Origin of the sequence: Xanthomonas arboricola pv. juglandis, assembly GCF_905367715.1 — a bacterium.
GTDB classification, from domain to species: Bacteria; Pseudomonadota; Gammaproteobacteria; order Xanthomonadales; family Xanthomonadaceae; genus Xanthomonas; species Xanthomonas arboricola.
This window is the reverse complement of sequence record NZ_HG999362.1, coordinates 2,537,143-2,555,076: the sequence shown is the minus strand read 5'-3', so window position 1 is coordinate 2,555,076 and position 17,934 is coordinate 2,537,143. Positions and strand designations below refer to the sequence as shown.

Below are 17,934 nucleotides of genomic sequence, written 5' to 3'. Positions count from 1 at the left end.
GGCGCACCTTTGTAGGTGATCCGGCGTTGGCGTCCTTGCTTGCCGAGGAGCTCGCTTAATGTAAATGGCGGGCCTGATCGACCTTGCCCAGCGCATGCTTTCCGGTGGCGCCAGCCCGGTTCCGAAATTCCCCGCGCTCCTGCTGGTGCTGTAGCCACCTACGCTTCCAGTCATACGTTCAACGTCGCCAGTTGCTGATCAAAGCGTTCGTTGCGGGCGAAGGTCCATGGAGCTAGCGATGCAGGCGATTGCCTAAGAGGATAGGTACCGTCACTCAAATCCGATGAGGACCTTTGGGGTAACTGCGGAACCAGTCTTGCTCGAACTGCGAGGTCAGATACGGGCGCACAAACGCTGACTAGGTGAGTTCCCGCAACCGTTCCTCATGCTGGGCGATGGCTTCCACATCACTGAGTGTCGGGTAGTGACGCAACAGCCGATAGGCCTCCTCGCGCTCGGACTTTGGTACGGCTTGGTTGCCGGCGAGTTCCTTGAGAAACGCTCCGGCTCGAAGCAGGTTGCGAGTGCGCTCGTCAGGCAGGGTCATGCGACTGCTCACCAAAGCTAAGGAATTCTTAGCGTAGCGCTTAGCCCCACCCGCGTGCCAGCGACGAGGGGCGCAGCCTAACGCTTAGCCGCCCTGCGTGTGGCACTAGCAGCCTCTTTCTTGATGGCAGGCCGCGCCTTGGCCGGACGTGATTGTGCGAGCGCCTGGGCCCGTGCCTGAGCTGCCGCGCTCTCACGCTCGGCGCTATGCTGGGCCCGTTCGGCCGCACGTCGGGCTTGATCGGCTTCGCGCAGTGCCGCGACATGTTCGCGGGCCTGGGTAGCCAGTTGAGCCTTGTGCGCCTTGCCTTCCTGGCGCAGGCGATCGATCTCGGTGTAAGCCCGATCCTCGACCTGGCGCAGGTGTGTCTGCAGGGTTTCGCGTTCGCTCGCAGCCGCGCTTCGTTCCTGCTCCAGACGAAACTGGGCGCTTTGAAACTGCGCTTCCAGGGCGTCTCGGCGCCCGCTCAGTTCCTCGAGTTGCCGCTGCAGCGCGCCGACCTGTACGGCGAGCTCGCGAGCTCGCTGCTCGCAGACGGCCAAGGCCGCCTCGGCGATCTGGGCAGCAACTACCGCCTGCTGGCGTTGTGCCTCAATGGCGGCCATGCGCTCACGCTCGGCGGTTACGCGGGTTTCGGTCTCGGCTTGGGCATTGGCCAGAAAGTCGCGCTCTGGCGCCAGCGCAGCGTCTGCTTGTCCACGCCCGGCCGTTAACGCCAACTCCCACACTTTGGCTAAGGCCACGCCCACATCCTCCGGGACGTCCGGCAGCGACAGCCGGTGCTCAAGCCGCTGGGAGAGCCGAGTCCACCACGCGTCCAGCAATGGTCCGATCGTATTCGGCGAACCGCGGCCCAGATGCAGGCGTACGCGTTCGACGGTCGGCCGTTCGCCGGCGCCGAGCAACGCGTCGGCCGCCTCAAATACCTCGCTTTCCTGGATACCTTTGGCCATCTGATGCTCTCCGACGCAAACACCCTACCCCATTGCCAATCCACGTCCGATAACAGCGATGCCGCAGCGAGAAGCAGAAGGTAGCGTCCTACCCTGCCGAAGACAATGCCTGCGATACGGAGTGGGATGGGTATCGAGGGGAGTTGCGCGGCCCGTGCACCGCAGGCGGTTGCCAAGCCCGTGGTGAGTGCGTTGCCGCAAACGTGGGCGCCCCACTCCGCTGAACAAGCTGGTTTCCTGGGCAACGCGGCTGCAGTATTCCTGCAGCCGATTACACATGCGCTTACTTATCCGCACCTGGTACCGGGTGCAGGAAAAGGGTGCGGCAGCTTATGTGGCTCGCCGCATCTCTGAACGACGCCCGCCTCAACCCGCGATGGTAAAGACCGATCCCGAATCCACCCTGATCCCGGCACCGTTGATGAAGCTGGCGCGCTCGGAGCACAGGAAGGCAACCGCCGAGGCCACTTCTTCCGGGCGGCCGCGTCGCTTGAGCACCATGCCGGGACGCTCTTCGTCCAGAAACGATTCGATCGCCTGTTCGAACGTGGTTCCGTTTTCGCTGGCGCGCTTTTGCATCATCTTGTCGGTCATCGGGGTTGCGATGAAGGCGGGCGACACCGTATTGACCAGCACGTTGTCCGGTCCGTAGGCCTTAGACAGGCCCTTGGCCAGGCTCAGGATTCCTGCCTTCGATGCGCAATAAGCCAGCTCGTCCACGTAAGGCTGCACTGCGTCTTCCGAGGCGAACAGCACGATCCGGCCCCATTGATTGCGGCGCATCGCGGGGATGGCCTGGCGGCACATGCGCACTGCGCCCATCAAGTTGATGTCCAGCGTTTCGAGCCAGCCGGCGTCGCTGACCTCCAGGAAGTCGCCAGTTGCGCCGGTAACGCCCGCTGCGTTGATGTAGATGTCGGGGTCGCCCAGTTGTTCGCGCACCTGTGTCCAGATGGCGGCGACGTCCTGCTCGCGCGTGACGTCGCCCTCGATGGCGATGATCTGCCCCAGGCCCGACAGCTCGGCCACTGCCTGGTCGAGCGTGCCGTCCGGAAGATCGGTGATCGCCACGCGCACGCCGGCTTCGAGCAGCTGTCGCGCGGTCTCCTTGCCCATTCCCGAGTCGCCGCCACTGATGAGGGCGATCCGATTGTTGATTCCGAGATCCATGCTGAACTCCTGGTGGTAGAGAGAGGTGGTGGTAGGCACGCAACTAGCGGGCGAGAAAGCGCTCCGCCGTGCGTAGGCCAAGTGCCATCTGCGTCAGCGCGGGATTGGCTGCCAGTGCACTTGGAAAAATCGAGTTGTCGCAGATGTAGAGGTTGGCGATGTCGAATGCGCGACCATCCGGATCCACCACGGCCTGCTCCGGATCGGTGCCCATGCGGCAGGTACCCAACGTGTGTGCGGAGCGGGCGGCGGCGAAGATGCGTTGGGCACCGGCCGCCTCCCAGATGGCGTGTAGCGATGCGCGCGCGTGGGCATCGATCGCGCGTTCGTTGGGTCCGTAGCTGAAGTCGATACGCGCCTTGCGCTGGCCGAAGGCATCGCGCTCATCGGACAGGCTCAGCCGGTTGGCGTCCTGCGGCAGGCATTCGCCATTGATGCCGATGCCGGCCAGGCGGTTGTAGCGCGTCATGGTCGAGACGAGCTCCCTCCCCCACAGGCCTGCGCCACGTGCCAGGGTGTTGGCCAGAGTGATCGGCTGCACGCCCAGGCTCTGCACCAGATAGCCGCCGATAAAATCCGCATTGGCCGGGCGCAGCATGTCCTCGGTGATCAGCGACGAGGGGTAGCCACGGTTCATGCGCATGTCCGCATCGAACTCCCCCCACACCTGGGTGGCCACATGTGCCATGAAATTGCGTCCGACCTGACCGCCGGAGTTGGCCAGCCCCAGGTTGAGCAGCAAGCGCGGTGTTTCCACGCCGCCTGCGCACAGGAACAGGCTTGTGCAACGCTGGCGCAGTTCGCGTCCGTCCTGTTGGTAGACCACCGCGCTGACCATGCCACGCGCATCGCGCTCGATATCGATGACCCGGCAACCGGGTCGCAACTGGGCACCGTGCGCGCGCGCCAACGGCAGCCAGGTGGTATCGACGCTCACCTTGGCGCCGTTGCTGCAACCTTGATGACAGGCGCCGCAGTTGTTGCAGGCCGCGCGCATGCCGTAGTGCGGCTGCGCATGCGCCCTGGTCACCAACGCGGCAGGGGCATCGGTGGCGGTGATGCCGAGCGTGCGGCAACCGCGCTCCATCGCGTTGGCCGAGGCATTGCGCTGCGGCGGCGCATAGGCGTAGCCGCGCTCGGGATCCCATGGATAGTGCGCCGGCCCGGACACGCCGATGAACTCCTCCACGCGGCGGATGTAGGACATCAGCTCTTCATGCGCGATCGGCCAGTCCATGCTGCGCTGCCCGGTATGTGTCGACAGGCTCAGATCGCGCTTGTCCGGACGCGGGCAGAAGGCGCCCCAGTGCAGGGTCGAACCGCCTAGGCCCGAACCGGAATTGTTGGCGCCGAATGCGGTGGGCGTCTGCCCGCCGCTCAGGCGCTCCTCCATCCAGTAGATGCCGGTGGTCAACTCATCGGGCAGATGGGACGCAGGACTGAAGGCCGCACCCGCCTCCAGCACCACCACCGACAGACCTGCTTGTGCAAGCCGTGCGGCCAGCGGGCCGCCGCCTGCCCCGCTGCCTACCACCACCACATCGACTGCAGCGTCGTGGATGCCCGGGTTCATCGCAGGCCTTCGGCAGGAAGCTGCCAGGCTTCCTGTCGGTCGGCTGCGGTGTGCTGATAGCCCAGGCTGTCGATACCAACACCGCCAACCGCAAAGCCGTCGTATCCCAAGGCCGCCATCGTGGCGGGAAGGCTGACCCAGGTCCGCACGGCTTCGGCGCGCACGTCCTCGAACCAATGCGCCAGCTGCGCTGCATCCAGCCCATGTGCCGAGGAATCGCCGGCCGTCGCGCGCGACACCTCGCGCAGCCAACGGTCCTGGATATCGGCAGACAAGCCGACGAATCCATTGCTCAGCGCGTCGAGCGTGTCGAGCCCCAGCGGCATCGCCAGCCGATCGGGTGGCAACGCGGCATGGCGCCAACCATCTCCTGCGCCCTCGGCAAGCTGGACGTCGATCCGCCGTGCAATCCCGCGCGCATCCCCTGCCCCATCCAATACACGCGCAACGACTGCGCCGAGTATCTCCAGTTGGTGCTGGCTCAGCACGCCTTGCGCATCTGCGGCCGGACCGGCATGCCTACTGAGCAGCAGCTTGCGCATGCGCGGGGCAACCCGGTCTGCATTGAGCAGCCTGACGAAGTCATCAGGCAGGCACTTGTCCATGCTGCGCTCCACATGCGCTGCGATCAGCTGCGCCAGGTGTTGCGGTTGTTCGTAGGGGATCAGGTGCGCGGCATCGGCCACGACGGCAAGACGCGCAGCGTGATAATGCGGGGCGTTCAACGCGGTTTGCGCGGCTTCGCCGAGGTCGCCATCCTCACTGCCGGCTAGGATCAACGCCGGCACGTGCATGCAGCCGGCCTGGGCGCTGTAGTCCTCACGACTGGCGTGCGCAAGCCAGGCGATCCATGCTTTTGCACTGGTTCGCAGCACATCGTTTACAGCCGCGTCCCTCACAGGCGCAGGCAACCTCGCCGCACAGTTGTCGTCGATGAACTGCTCGGCCTCTTGCCGGGTGGGATGGCCCTTTTCGAACCAGGCCAGCATGGTCTGTCGGCGTGACTCCTCCATCGGCTCGGGCGCCGGCGGCGATGCCGCGACAAGGATCACGCCGGCCAAGCCGGCAAGCCCGGCCACGCCATCGCGCGCCTGCGCCGCCGCCAGGGTGGCGATCTTTCCGCCCATGCTGTGTCCGACCACAAACCAGCAGGTCGGTTGTCGCCGGATCACCTCTTCGACAAACCAGGCAACCAGTGCGGCGGTGTCGACATGCTGCAGCGGCGGCGCGTCTCCAAAGCCGGGAATATCGAGCGCCACACAATCGAAGCGCGCCTCCAGTCGCTGGATCACGCCAGACCACTCGTTGCTGCTGGACCCAAGGGCGTGCAGGAAGAACAGCGTCGGCTTCGCCATGTAACACCTCTCTCCATCAGGCGCGCATGATGACCGGCGCTTTGTCCATGCCTCGTGCAGATGAGTCCGACATCGTGTGATGACGTGAGGCTTGGCGCTTGTCCGCGAACAACGTCTGTTGCATCCCGATCGGCATGCCTGCAAGGCGGCAGATCAGCGTCACACATGCGGCCTTGTCGCACGCCCTATCTGTCAGCGTGCCGTTGCAACTGCATCGGGTTCAACGGATAAGCATGTGCATCTGCATCGCTCGCCCGGTGTCTTTCAAAGGAACAAGACGCCTCACACCAGGTCGCGATAATCCTGCAGGATCACCATCACCAACTGGCTGCGCGAACGCACGTCGAGCTTGTTGAACAGCTGCTGGAAGGTGGCCTTGATCGCGCTTTCCGAACTGCCGAGCTGGCGTGCGATCAACTTGTTGGACTGCCCGCGCAGCAGGCCACGCAGCACTTCGCGCTCACGGTCGGTGAAACTGGGCCGGCTTTCCTGGGTGCCCTGGGCGACCAGCGATTGCAGATAACGCTGGTCGATCAGCACCCGGCCCATCGCCACCGCATGGATGCTGTCGATCAGTTCATCGGTGGAGACATCCTTGCGGCAGATGCCGGACACCCCGAGCCGGATCAAGGCCAGTGCGTCGCGCTCGGGCAGCCCGGCGGTGACGACCAGCGTGGCCGGACGGCGCGCCTGCTCGGCCTGGCGCCGCATGTAATCCAGCGCGTTGTACTCGCCCATGTCGTAGTCGAGGATGACCACGTCCGGCGTCAGCGAGGCGATCTGTACGATGGCCTGCGCCAATGCGCCGGACTGCCCGACCACCTCGAAGCGGGCGTCGGCACCGAGTAGGCGCAGCAGGCCCTCGCGGAACAGCGTGTGGTCGTCCAGCAGGTAGAGGCGCACCGGTGCGCGCCGCGACTCATCCATCCAGCGCCTCCGCATATGCTGCATGCGCCAGCGGCAGATGCAGCTCGAAACAGGCGCCTTCGCCGCCGGGCGCGTAACGCAGCAGACCGCCCTGGTTGGCCATCAGCGCACGCGAGATGTACAGCCCCAGCCCGGAACCGTCGCTGTCGCTGCGGAACGGCTGGAACAGGCGGCCCGGCTCGGCGATGCCGGGCCCGGTGTCGCGCACGCTCAGCACCGCGCGCTCCTGCTCCAGGCGCGCACTGACGATCAACTGGCGGCGTTGCGGTGGCAGCGCCTGCACCGCGCGCAGCGAATTGCGCGCCAGATTGAGCAGCACCTGCAGCAACGCATGGCGGTCGCCGTGCACCGAAGGGAAGTCGGCCGCGATCTGGATCACCAGTTGGCCATCGACGTCCTCCCAGTCCGAACGGATGATCACATCCAGCTCGCTGCACAGCGTCTGCAGCCGCGTTTCATGCGCGTCGTCGGGCAACTGCCGACGCAGGTTGAAGGACGCCAGCTCCATCAGTGCCGCCACCAGGCTACGCAACGCGGCCAGATCTGGATCTGCGCCAATGGCCGGATGCCGCGCCAGGTTGGAGGTGACCACACCCGCCGCCGAACACAGGTTGCGGATCTCGTGCGACACCGCGCCGGCCAGCAGGCGATTGTTCTTCAGCACATCGTCGAAGTGCGCCGATTCGCGCGCGCGCACTTCCTCGCTGGTGTCGACCAGGATCGCGGCCAGGTGACGCTCGGCGCTGTCTTCGTAGACCGAGAACCAGGTGGTGGCCGGAAAGCGGGTGCCGTCGCTGCGGCAGCCCCAGGTGCTGGCCGACGTCCGCATGCCATCCAGGTTGGCGCTCATGCTCAGCGCATCGTCCAGCAGCGGCAGGAACTCACGCACCGCGCGGCCTTCCAGCCCGCCCTCCTCGGCCATGTCCAGGATCTCGTGCGCGGCGCGGTTGGCCGCCACGATGCGGCCGTCGCCGGCCACGGTCAGCAACGCCGCCGGGCTGCTCTCGGCAAGCAGCCGCAATTGCCGCTCCAGCCGCCGGCGCAGCCGCTGTTCGGCGCGCAGCTGCACGTAATGGGCCAGGATCACCCGGCGGGTGCGGCTGATTTCGGCCACGAGCAGCCCGCAGCCGGCATAGGCAACCGTCGCCATGAAAAAGCGCAGTGCCTGTTCGACCGGGGTTTCGTCGGTGACGAAAAGGCCGCGCAGCACCGCACAGGCGATCGCGGCAATGACGATGTCGCGCCGCGACAACACCGTGGCCGCCAGCACCACCGGCAGGATGTACAGCAGCCCCAGCGATACGCCCAGGTGCGAGTACCACTCCGCCCACACCAGCGAGGCCAGCATCGCCAGCGACGCCCATAGCGTCGGGCCGCGATTGAGCTTGACCACCTGCCCGCGCCACTTGAATGGCAGTCTCAGTCTGTCCATTGCCTACCCATGCACGTGCGCTGCAATGCCGCTCCTCTCTTGCGATGGTTGATGCCACAGCATCGTGGCCAGGCCTGCGGATTTCACCCTATCGAAAGATAGCCCGGCCGCATCGTTCGGACGGTGCGTGCACTGTCCAACGCTGGCGCAAGGATGGCAGACACGACCGTGGAGGCTGGGTGTAATGCATCCACCCCACGTCGATGTTGCCTCTCCCATGATCACCCGCGATACGTTTCCGTTGCGACGCATCTGGCCCAAGACCTACAAGCGCCTGCTGGTGTTGCTGGCGTTCGACTGCGCCGTGGCCGTGCTCTACACCTTCTTCGGCTGGCAGTGGCTGTCGATCGAAGCCTTGCCGCTGGCCCAGCTCGGCTCGGCGCTCACCATCTTCCTGGCGTTCCGCGCCAATGCGGCCTATGGCCGCTGGTGGGAGGCGCGCCAACTCTGGGGCGCGCTGGTGAACACCTCGCGCGCCATCGCACGCCAGGCCCTGACCGCGCTGGATGTGGACCCGGCCGACCCGCGCCAGGCCGCACTGCGCAACGATATCGTGGTGCACCTGGTCGCCTTCGTACACGCCTTGCGCTGCCATCTGCGCCGGCAGAACCCGTTTCCCGAGCTGGCCGGGCTGCTCGGCCAGGCACGCGCCGACGACCTGCGCGGCTACGCCAACGTCCCCAACGCGCTCACCCTGCGGCTGGGCCAGCAACTGCAGCAGGCGCGCGACTGGGGCATGCTCGACAGCCTGCGCTGGTCGTCGCTGGACGCCAACCTCACCACGCTGGCCAATATCCAGGGCGCCTGCGAACGCATCAAGAACACCCCGCTGCCGCGGCAGTTCTCCTCGCTGCCGCGCACGCTGGTGAACATGTATTGCTGGCTGGTGCCGCTGGGCCTGATCGCCGGCATGGGCCTGGCCATGCCGATCGCCTCGGTGTTGATCAGCTTCACCCTGATCGCCATCGACAGCGCCAGCAGCGCCATCGAAGACCCGTTCGAGAACACCGTGCACGACACCCCGATGACCGCGCTGTCGCGCGGCATCGAACTCACCCTGCGCGAAATGCTGGGCCAGCGCGTACCGCTGCGCGAAGTGCGCGCCATCGACGGTTTCATCTACTGACCACGGAGCCAGCCATGCAGACCACCCCCACCCACCTGATCTTTGCCACCAATTTTTCCGAGACCTGCCATGCCGCCATCCCGACCGTGGCGCAACTGGTGGACCGCCTGCGCGCACGCCTGACCATCCTGCACGTGCACGCCAAGGGCAAGCGTGCGCAGGCCCAGCAATCGCTGGATGCGTTCTTTGCCGAGGCTTCCAATTACCCGGGCTGCGAGCGCGCACTCGCCGGCGGCCCCGCCGCCGCCGGCATCGTCTCGTTCTGCCGCAGCCGTGACGACGCGCTGCTGATCATGCCGCCGTCCGAGCGCACCGGCCTGCCGCGCCCGCTGCATGTGTCGCTACGCGCGCGCGTGCTGCAGCGCGTGGCCACGCCTATGCTCACCCTGCCCTACGCCGATGCGATCCCGCGCGATGGCGCCGTCGGCGGCCACGTCGCCTGCTGGATCACCGGCCGCGAAACCAGCCTGGAATCGCTGCGCGATGCCGCCGCCCTGGCGCGTCGCCGCGGCGCCGACCTGCACCTGCTGCACGTCGTGCCGGAAATCAGCGAAGGCCTGCTGGTGGACAGCCTGTTCAATGACAAGCCGCTGAGCGAAGACGCGGCCGCCAGCTGGCTCGGCGACCTGGTCCAGCAACTGCCCGACGAGGACCTGCGCGTGCGCATCCACGTCGCCATCGGCAATCCGCGGCGCGAGATCGCCGGCTTGCTCAAACGCGCCTGCGCCGATGTGCTGGTGGTCGAACACGACGCCGTCGTCCGCCGCGGCGTCTGGCGCTCCTCGCTGCAGTCGGCACTGGCAAAGACGCCCTGCGTGCTGATCTGTCTTCCGCCGCCCCATCTGCGCCGCCCGATCCTGGGCGCTGGCGGCGAGCAAGCCGACGCTGCGCGCGGCCGCAGCCTGGCCAAGCGGTTATTGCGCGTGTGAGGCAACCGAGTGCTCGGCGAGCGGCTGAGTGGGCATCTGAAGTCGTCAGCTGGGCAAGGGAGAACCTGCCTCATCGCGGCATGCATCCCTGAGCGCGAGGCGGTTTTTACCGACGTCATGACCTAGCGGCGGGCCCGCACCAGCATATTCGAGGACGCGCAAGCGGGCCTGCCATCAACGTGTGGACCGGCTTATCGATCAGCACTTTCGCAGCGCTATCTGCACCTCTGTGGTGGATCTGTCCAGGCGATAATGCGTCCACGCTGGCTGCCACACAGGCTGGCGCGCACAAGCTGGATGCAGCGCCCTACCCCTTCAGCATAAGCGACGCATCCGGATACCCGTCGCACATGAAGTCCACGAAGGCACGCACCTTCGGGGCAGCCAGGCGCCTGGACGTGTGCAACACCCACAGCGCCGGCTCCGCGCCAGCGATGGTGCCCCACTGCACCAGTTCGCCACGGGCGAGCTGGTTCCATGCGATCGACTGCGGAATCAGCGCGATGCCACCGCCTGCCATCGCCGCGTCGCGGACCATCAGGAACGAGGAAAACCGCAGTCTTGGAATGGGTTCCAGGACCAGACGCCCGTCATCGAGCGTCCATGTGGTCGGCTGGAAGCTCGACATCACCACGGCAGGCAGTGATGTGACCGCGCCGCCGGTCGGCATGGCGATGCCGGGCGCGGCCACGACCACCAGCCGATCCCTGGCGAAGCAGCGCCCGACCAGGCTGCTGTCCGGGTTGGGATTGATGCGGATGGCCACATCGAATTGCTCTTCCACCAGATCGACCGTGCGGTCCTCGGCCACCACCTCCAGCGTGATCTCCGGATAGGCCGCGCAGAACTCTGCGCCGATCCGTCCCATCGCCAGTTGCGAGAACAGCACCGGCGATGCCACCCGCAAGCGCCCACGCGGGCTCGAGAGCCCCTCGCGTGCGGCTGACATGGCTTCGGCCACCTCGCTCAACGGCACTTCGGTGCGCTGCATCAGCAGCTGCCCGGCCTCGGTGAGCCTGAGGCCACGTGCGCTGCGCTCGACCAGTCGCACTCCCAGTTGCTCCTCCAGCTCGGCAATGCGACGCGACAGGGTCGCTTTGGATCTGCCGCTGGCACGGCTGGCCTTTCCCAGGCCCTGGTTCGCCGCGACCAGCGCGAAATCGATCAATGCATTGAGATCCATGGTGTTCCAGATTTGAAACCAGGCGTCTACATCTTGGCGTCTTTGTATTGGCGATGCAACGACCTATCGTCTCGTCACCGCAACGTCAGTCACGGCGAAACATGTCGCACTGACACCTCTTCCTTCCATAGCAGGAGATTCACATGAGCATTCTCGTTACCGGTGCCACCGGCACCATCGGTTCCCTGATCACCCAGGGCCTGGCCGACGCAGGCGCCGAGGTCAAGGCACTGGTTCGCCAACCCGGCAAGCGCGCTTTCCCGACCGGTGTCACCGAAGTGGTCGCAGACCTCACCGACGTCGCGTCGATGCGCGCCGCGTTGTCGTCGGTGCGCACGCTGTTCCTATTGAATGCGGTCACTCCCGACGAAGTGACGCAGGCGCTGATCGCCTTGAATCTTGCCAAGGAGGCAGGGATCGAGCGCATCGTGTACCTGTCGGTGATCCATGCCGACAGGTTCACCAACGTGCCGCACTTCACCGGCAAGCACACGGTCGAGCGCATGATCGAAAGCCTCGACATTGCTGCCACGATTCTGCGCCCGGCGTATTTCATGCAGAACGAAGCGATGATCCAGCAGACGATTCAACAGTACGCCGTCTACCCGATGCCGATCGGCTCGGCAGGTGTGGCCATGATCGATGCGCGCGACATCGCCGACATCGCGGTTGCCGAGTTGCTGCGCCGCGACCGCGCACCCGCCGCACTTGAGCGTGTCACGCTCGAACTGGTCGGCCCGCATGCAGTGACGGGCCCCTCCGCCGCGAAGGTCTGGAGTGCGGTACTTGGGCGCGAGATCGCCTATGCGGGCGATGACGTGGCCGCCTTCGAAGCGCAGATGGCCGCCTACGGCCCCTCCTGGCTGGCCTATGACATGCGCCTGATGATGGCCGGCATCCAGACCCACGGCATGCGGGCGGCCGACGGCGCGGTAGAAACGCTGCAGGCCATGCTGGGGCGTCCGCTGCGCACCTACGAAGACTTCGTGCGCGAGGCGACGGCTCGGGCCTGAGCGCAGGTGGCGCGGCAGGCGTGGCGATCACGGGCAGGATGTCATGCCGCTGCATGGCACCTGCGCGTCTGAGGCAGACTATGCAGATGGACACGATTCGGCCGTATCAATCTCGGGACTTCGACGCCTGCATGGCCCTCTTCGATGCGAATGTGCCGGTGTTCTTCAGCGCCGGTGAACGTGCCGACTTCGCCGGCTTCCTGAGCCATCACGCCGCGGCGTGGCACTACCAACTGCTAGAGCGCAGCAACGCTGTCGCTGGCTGTGCCGGCTACGCGATCGACGCCGATGGCACCACGGCGAGCTTGTGCTGGGGCATGGTCCACCCGCGCCTGCACCGCTGCGGCGTGGGGACGCAGTTACTCCAGGCCCGGCTTGAAGCATTGCGCCAGATGCCGGATGTCCGGCGTGTCATCCTGGATACCAGTCAACACACGCGGCAGTTCTATGCCCGCTTCGGCTTTGTCGTGCAGCAAGTGACGGTGGATGGCTATGCGCCGGGTCTGGAACGGTGGGATATGGCGCTCGAGTTGTAGTGCTGCATGCTATCTGCGGGCGATGCTGACCTGCGCAGTGACGATGTTTTTCACGGTGTAGGGATGCCCGAGCGATCGTGCAGACACCTAGCCTCGCCGTATCACCGCTTTTGGTCACCAAGTACCCGCCACCGAACACGACGCTCTGAGCACTTCCTACTGCTGAAGGAGCACGCTTATCGCGCTGCGTCCTTGTTCATCTGGGCACGCGCGAGCACGCTGGCCGATACCAGCACATCCGGCAGTTCCTGGCGGAAGGCCTCGGCTTGCCCGGCCTGCAAGACCCCGTAAAAGCTTGCGTTGTCGAACACCGGTCTGCCCTGCAGGAAGAAGCCATCGCGGCCTTGCACGACGAAATGGAAACACGCCTGCCAGCGCGGGTCCGGGCTGGCCGACAACTGCACCACCACCTCGCTACTGGCAGATGCGGTGCTTGCCGGGGTGACCGTGATCGTTCGCGCGGTGATCTGACTGCTGTTCATGGTGAACATGATCACGCTTAAGGCGTGGTGGCGGAGTGAGCCGGTGATGGCACGACCTGGCATCCAGAGCGGACGCGCCGGCTGACCAACGCGCCGGGAGCCAGCCAACGGCATATCCCGCGCCAGCGCCGATGGGTGCAGGCCACTCCCAGGCCAAGCACGCGAACCAAGTGATGAAGCAGCACGATTGACGCCCATCGACACCGTCACGCAGCTTGCGCTGGACGCTGTATCGCGGGACGTAAACCAGAGAATCTAATCAGACAGGTCGCTCGCTGCCGCAGCTGGCGTCCATACGAACAGGCCAAGCATCGAGCACGATGCCGAGGCAAGCAACGTCAGCATTATCACGCTGCGAATCGCCGCGCCGAAAGTCGGTTTTTTCCTGACCTGCGTGAACGAAAATGTGAGCTAAACGCGGCCTGGAGCGGGTGGTTTAAGTTTCTGTTTTTTGCGTCGTTATCACGTTGCCGAGGCATTCACGCGAACATCACGTGGCCTGCCAGCCGGTGCCACCCACTGGACATCAGGACGACTCGCATGACTGCCTATTTGCAACGCTATAACGTCGGGCGCCGTCTCGGCGTCGCCTTCGGAATCCTGATTCTGCTGTCGAGCCTGCTGGTGGCGACCGGCCTGGTCACCATGGCCAATGCAAGGCAGCAATTCGATTTCATCGTGCTCGATCGCATGGCCAAGATCCAGATCGGCAATGGCATGCTGGATGCCAACTCATCCATCCTGATCGCGCTGGGCACCTATGCCATGGCCACCAGCGATGAGCTCAACAACGAAGCGCTCACCACCATCAAGGCGCAGCGCCAGCGCTACAACGAGCTGCGTGCCAAGCTCGATACGCTGCCCAGCTCCGAGGAAGGTCGCAAGATTCGCGCCGAGATGGATGCGCGACGTGCCATCTCGGGCAAGATCAACGACCAGGTCATGGTACTTGCCGCTAAAAACGACAATGCGCCAGCGCAGGCCTTGCTCAGCGAAAAGGCGCGCCCGGCGACGATGGCATGGCAGGACAAGATCCGCGAGCTGGTGACGCGTCAGGAAGGCCAGAGCCAGCAAGCCTATGCCGATGCAGTGGCGTCGATGAACCGCGGCAAGCTGCTGATCATCTCCGGTGGCGTTGCCGTGGTGGTGATCAGCAGCCTGCTTGCCTGGCTCATCACCCGCAGCCTGACCCAGCCGCTCGCACGCGCAACCAAGGCCGCAGAGGCAATTGCCAACGGCCAGTTGGACAATGACGTGGAAAGCGACGCCAAGGATGAAACCGGCCGTCTGTTGCGCGCCATGCGTGGCATGCAGAGGCAGCTGCAATCCTTGCTCGACGCGCAGAGCGACATGGCCAGGCGCCACGATGATGGCCAGACCAGTTTCCGCATCGATGCCGCGGCGTTTCCTGGCGACTATGGCCGCATGGCCAAGGACACCAATACGCTGGTGGCGTCGCATCTGGCGGTACAGACCAACCTGGCACGCATCATGGGGCGCTACGCCGTCGGCGACCTCAGCGAGAGCATGGACCGCCTGCCCGGCGAGAAGGCCGTGCTCACGCAGACCATGGACGAGGTGAAGGCCAACCTGTCTGCGATGAACCGCGAGATCAAGCAGCTGGCGCAATCCGCAGCCAACGGCGACTTCAGTGCACGCGGCGATGCCGAGCGTTTCCAGTACGACTTCCATGTGATGGTCGACAGCCTCAACCAGCTCATGGCCACTGCCGACGGCAACCTGCAATCGCTGTCGTCGCTGCTGCAATCCATCGCCGCAGGCGACCTGACCGCGCGGATGACCGGCGAGTTCAAGGGCGTGTTTGCGCAGATGCGTGACGACGCCAACGCCACTGCCGCGCAGCTGGCAGAGATTGTTGGCCGCATCCAGCACTCGGCCGTGTCGATCAACTCTGCCGCCAGCGAAATCGCCGCAGGCAATCAGGACCTGTCGCAGCGCACCGAGCAGCAGGCGGCCAATCTGGAAGAAACCGCCGCTTCGATGGAAGAGCTCACCTCCACCGTGCGCCAGAATGCCGAACACGCCCGTCAGGCCAATCAACTGGCGATCGGTGCGGCCGGCGTGGCATCGCAGGGCGGCGAGATCGTGAGCAAGGTGGTAGGCACCATGGCCGGGATCGAGGCCTCGTCCAAGAAGATTGCCGACATCATCTCCGTCATCGACGGGATCTCGTTCCAGACCAATATCCTGGCCTTGAACGCGGCGGTGGAAGCCGCACGTGCCGGCGAACAAGGCCGCGGCTTTGCGGTGGTGGCGTCGGAAGTCCGCACCCTGGCCCAGCGCTCCACCGCTGCGGCGAAGGAGATCAAGAGCCTGATCGACGATTCGGTCGAGCGGGTCGCCGAAGGCTCGACGCTGGTGCATACGGCAGGTTCCACGATGGCCGAAATCGTGGCCAGCGTGCAGCGCGTGACCGACATCATGGGCGAGATTTCTGCGGCATCGCAGGAACAGTCGGCCGGTATCGAACAGGTCAACACCACCGTGACACAGATGGACGAAACCACACAGCAAAACGCAGCGCTGGTGGAAGAAGCCACCGCCGCCGCACGCTCGATGGAAGAACAGGCCGTGCAGCTGACGCAGGCAGTGTCGGTGTTCAAGATCAGCGAGGGCAGCACGCGCACCACGCGGCCGGCAGCGCCGGTTGCGGCAAAGCTCAGCGAGATTGCCGGCCGACCTTCCGCTGTCAAAAGCCCGGGACGCCAGGCACCTGTAGCGAAACGGGCGGTGGCCGCAGGCGCATCGCACGATGCAAGCGACTGGCAGGAGTTCTGATCTGTCGCATCGCAAACAACGGCCCGGCTGGTCCGGGCCGTTTGCTTTTGGGGGCTGAGCGAATGCAGCTAACTCTGGCGCCAAAGCGATCCGGTACCTGATGTGCGAACGCCTGCACGATGCCTTAACCCGCACGACCTATGCTGCGCCGGGCTGGACCGCGCGGCGCCCTGTTGCGCTGAATATCGATCGCCGTTGTCGTCCATGTCCCCGGAAGATCAAAGACATCGCAAAGGAGACTGTATGAAGAAACTGCACACGCTTATGGCTGTCGGTTGCCTGCTGGGTCTGAGTTCGCCTGCATTTGCCGAGATCGCCAATCTGACCAATAGCGCCGATGGCGCCAATCGCGACGCGGGTATCGCGGCGGTAAAGCAGAAACTGCAGGACGCCTGCAAGTCGCGCAACGGCAGCGTGGATCTGGACTCGTTCGAGGTGGTGTTCGAGAGGTCCAGCAAGAACCCGGACGTCCCAAAGCCCTATTATGTGGACGCGAAAATCAAGTGCGATCTGCCCTAAGAGCGTCTGACGAAACGCGCCTGGCAGTGCCAAAGCGCGTCCATCGCGCATCGCGCATATAGATCGTGACAAGGCCCCGCATACGCGGGGTTTTGTTTTTACGGCGGCCGGCCCTGCGCGTCGGGCCGGCGCTTGAAGAGCGTCGATTCCATCCTGTTTGTGAAAAACCGCGCTCAGGCGCGCTACGCGTTGATCATCGCTCGCCTGCGCTCATCGGCAGGCGGGCGGGCTTGCATCAGCTGCAATACGTGCTGCACTTGGCAATGCGGTTTTTGAACATCGTGCATGACCATGCGCTGCACTCTCTGCAAACGCGCCTTGGCTGATGCAGACGCCCTGCCCGCTATCCCAGCTGTGCCCGCGCCGCATCCAGGGTGGTCATGATCTGGATTACTTCATCCAGCGGATGGAGTGGAGATTCCTTGCGCCCTTCCCCGATGTAGCGCGCCGCGGCTGTCGCTTGCCACGACAGGCCCGCGTAGCCGCTGATTCCGGTCGGATCCGTCCACACTGCCGGCATGCTGGCGTGGTCGTTGCCGACCAGGCTCAGCGCGGTCGGGTTGTGAAACTCGCCGGCAAGGTCGATGCGGCCCTGGCTGCCGGTGACATAGGCGGTGGAACTGCTGCGGGCCACGATGGAGCTGATCAGCGTGGATTGCGCGGTGCCGCCATGCGACAGCACCATGGTGGAGAAGGCATCCACGCCAGTGTCGGTCAGCGCGCCGGTGGTCGTGATCGCGGTCGGTGCGCCCAGGATCATCGAAGAGAACTGCACCGCATACACGCCCAGATCCAGCAGCGCGCCGCCGCCGAGCGCAGGATTGCGCTGGCGGTGCGTCGCATCGTCAGGGCCGCGTTGGCTCAGATCGGCGAACACATGGCGAAGCTCGCCCAACGCGCCATCGGCCAGCAGTTGCCGCAGCACCGAGGTATGCGGCAGGTAACGGCTCCACATGGCTTCCATCAGGAACAGACCGCGCTGCCGCGCCTCCTGCACCAGCACGCGCGCATCGTCGGCGCAGGTGGTGATGGGCTTTTCGATCAACACATGTTTGCCGGCACGCAGCGCCAGCAAGCCCTGCTGCAGATGTTCGCTGTGCGGTGTGGCGATATAGACGATGTCGACATCGCGGTCCTCAACCAGCGCCTCGTAGCTGTCATAGGCGCGCTGCATCTCCCAAGTGCTGGCAAAGGCCTCCGCACGCGCACGCGTGCGCGAGGCCACTGCAAATGGCTGTTGCCCGGTATGGCGGCGCAACGCGCTCACAAACGCCGAGGCGATCGCTCCAGGCCCCAGCACTCCCCACCGCAACGAGGGCTCGCCGCGCTGCGGCAGGAACAGCTCGGGCTCGGGAAACACTGTGGGCGTCATGCGCTTGGCCTCCTGGGT

16 protein-coding genes are annotated in these 17,934 nt (G+C 65.1%); 6 read left to right on the top strand and 10 right to left on the bottom strand.

The genetic code is table 11. The annotated features are described in order from the left end of the window. Positions 1-358: 358 nt before the first annotated feature. The 7 genes from KHN93_RS11105 to KHN93_RS11075 all read right to left on the bottom strand — a co-directional run bounded on the left by KHN93_RS11105 (position 359) and on the right by KHN93_RS11075 (position 7,957). The gene (locus KHN93_RS11105; protein ID WP_244812112.1) at positions 359-547 is read right to left on the bottom strand and encodes a BPSL0761 family protein; all 189 of its coding nucleotides are present in this window, start codon (positions 545-547) and stop codon (positions 359-361) included. A gap of 77 nt (positions 548-624) precedes the next feature. Next, positions 625-1,500, bottom strand: a complete 876-nt coding sequence (locus KHN93_RS11100; RefSeq protein WP_211920104.1) for a DNA-binding protein — start codon at positions 1,498-1,500, stop codon at positions 625-627. A gap of 366 nt (positions 1,501-1,866) precedes the next feature. Continuing rightward, positions 1,867-2,670, bottom strand: a complete 804-nt coding sequence (locus KHN93_RS11095; RefSeq protein ID WP_024939964.1) for an SDR family NAD(P)-dependent oxidoreductase — start codon at positions 2,668-2,670, stop codon at positions 1,867-1,869. Positions 2,671-2,713: 43 nt separating this feature from the next. After that, entirely contained in the window at positions 2,714-4,243 is a 1,530-nt protein-coding gene (locus KHN93_RS11090; protein ID WP_211920103.1) for a GMC family oxidoreductase, read from the bottom strand. After that, positions 4,240-5,598, bottom strand: coding sequence for an alpha/beta hydrolase (locus tag KHN93_RS11085; protein ID WP_053051480.1), 1,359 nt, complete (start codon positions 5,596-5,598; stop codon positions 4,240-4,242). The genes KHN93_RS11090 and KHN93_RS11085 overlap by 4 nt, the downstream gene beginning before the upstream one ends. Before the next feature lie 282 nt (positions 5,599-5,880). Further along, positions 5,881-6,525: a LuxR C-terminal-related transcriptional regulator gene (locus tag KHN93_RS11080; RefSeq protein ID WP_024939961.1), complete on the bottom strand. Its 645-nt coding sequence runs from the start codon at positions 6,523-6,525 to the stop codon at positions 5,881-5,883. Continuing rightward, a complete protein-coding gene (locus tag KHN93_RS11075) occupies positions 6,518-7,957 on the bottom strand; it encodes an ATP-binding protein (protein WP_154832004.1) in 1,440 nt (479 codons plus the stop codon). Before KHN93_RS11075 ends, KHN93_RS11080 begins: the two co-directional genes overlap by 8 nt. A gap of 184 nt (positions 7,958-8,141) precedes the next feature. Here KHN93_RS11075 and KHN93_RS11070 point away from each other — a divergent pair, with 184 nt between their 5' ends. Both KHN93_RS11070 and KHN93_RS11065 read left to right on the top strand, forming a co-directional pair. Further along, on the top strand, positions 8,142-9,083 hold the full coding sequence (locus KHN93_RS11070; protein ID WP_244812111.1) for a bestrophin family protein: 942 nt from the start codon (positions 8,142-8,144) through the stop codon (positions 9,081-9,083). A 14-nt stretch (positions 9,084-9,097) separates the two neighbouring features. Continuing rightward, positions 9,098-10,012 (top strand): universal stress protein, encoded by a 915-nt coding sequence (locus tag KHN93_RS11065; protein ID WP_184352518.1) that lies wholly within the window; start codon positions 9,098-9,100, stop codon positions 10,010-10,012. A 307-nt stretch (positions 10,013-10,319) separates the two neighbouring features. On the opposite strand, the gene KHN93_RS11060 is transcribed toward KHN93_RS11065, so the two are convergent. Further along, positions 10,320-11,195, bottom strand: coding sequence for a LysR family transcriptional regulator (locus tag KHN93_RS11060; protein WP_211920102.1), 876 nt, complete (start codon positions 11,193-11,195; stop codon positions 10,320-10,322). A gap of 143 nt (positions 11,196-11,338) precedes the next feature. Here KHN93_RS11060 and KHN93_RS11055 point away from each other — a divergent pair, with 143 nt between their 5' ends. Together KHN93_RS11055 and KHN93_RS11050 are read left to right on the top strand one after the other, a co-directional pair. Further along, entirely contained in the window at positions 11,339-12,208 is an 870-nt protein-coding gene (locus KHN93_RS11055; RefSeq protein ID WP_104622691.1) for an NmrA family NAD(P)-binding protein, read from the top strand. A gap of 131 nt (positions 12,209-12,339) precedes the next feature. Next, positions 12,340-12,744 carry a GNAT family N-acetyltransferase gene (locus KHN93_RS11050; RefSeq protein ID WP_104622690.1) on the top strand — a complete coding sequence of 135 codons (405 nt, stop codon included), beginning with the start codon at positions 12,340-12,342 and terminating at the stop codon, positions 12,742-12,744. A gap of 176 nt (positions 12,745-12,920) precedes the next feature. On the opposite strand, the gene KHN93_RS11045 is transcribed toward KHN93_RS11050, so the two are convergent. Then, positions 12,921-13,226: a hypothetical protein gene (locus tag KHN93_RS11045; protein WP_212579636.1), complete on the bottom strand. Its 306-nt coding sequence runs from the start codon at positions 13,224-13,226 to the stop codon at positions 12,921-12,923. Positions 13,227-13,766: 540 nt separating this feature from the next. Between KHN93_RS11045 and KHN93_RS11040 the strand changes: the two genes are divergently transcribed. Both KHN93_RS11040 and KHN93_RS11035 read left to right on the top strand, forming a co-directional pair. Next, entirely contained in the window at positions 13,767-16,025 is a 2,259-nt protein-coding gene (locus KHN93_RS11040; protein ID WP_104559651.1) for a methyl-accepting chemotaxis protein, read from the top strand. A gap of 243 nt (positions 16,026-16,268) precedes the next feature. After that, a complete protein-coding gene (locus KHN93_RS11035; protein ID WP_104559652.1) occupies positions 16,269-16,544 on the top strand; it encodes a hypothetical protein in 276 nt (91 codons plus the stop codon). 343 nt (positions 16,545-16,887) lie between these two features. On the opposite strand, the gene KHN93_RS11030 is transcribed toward KHN93_RS11035, so the two are convergent. Continuing rightward, positions 16,888-17,916, bottom strand: a complete 1,029-nt coding sequence (locus tag KHN93_RS11030; protein ID WP_104559773.1) for a Gfo/Idh/MocA family protein — start codon at positions 17,914-17,916, stop codon at positions 16,888-16,890. Positions 17,917-17,934: the final 18 nt, after the last annotated feature.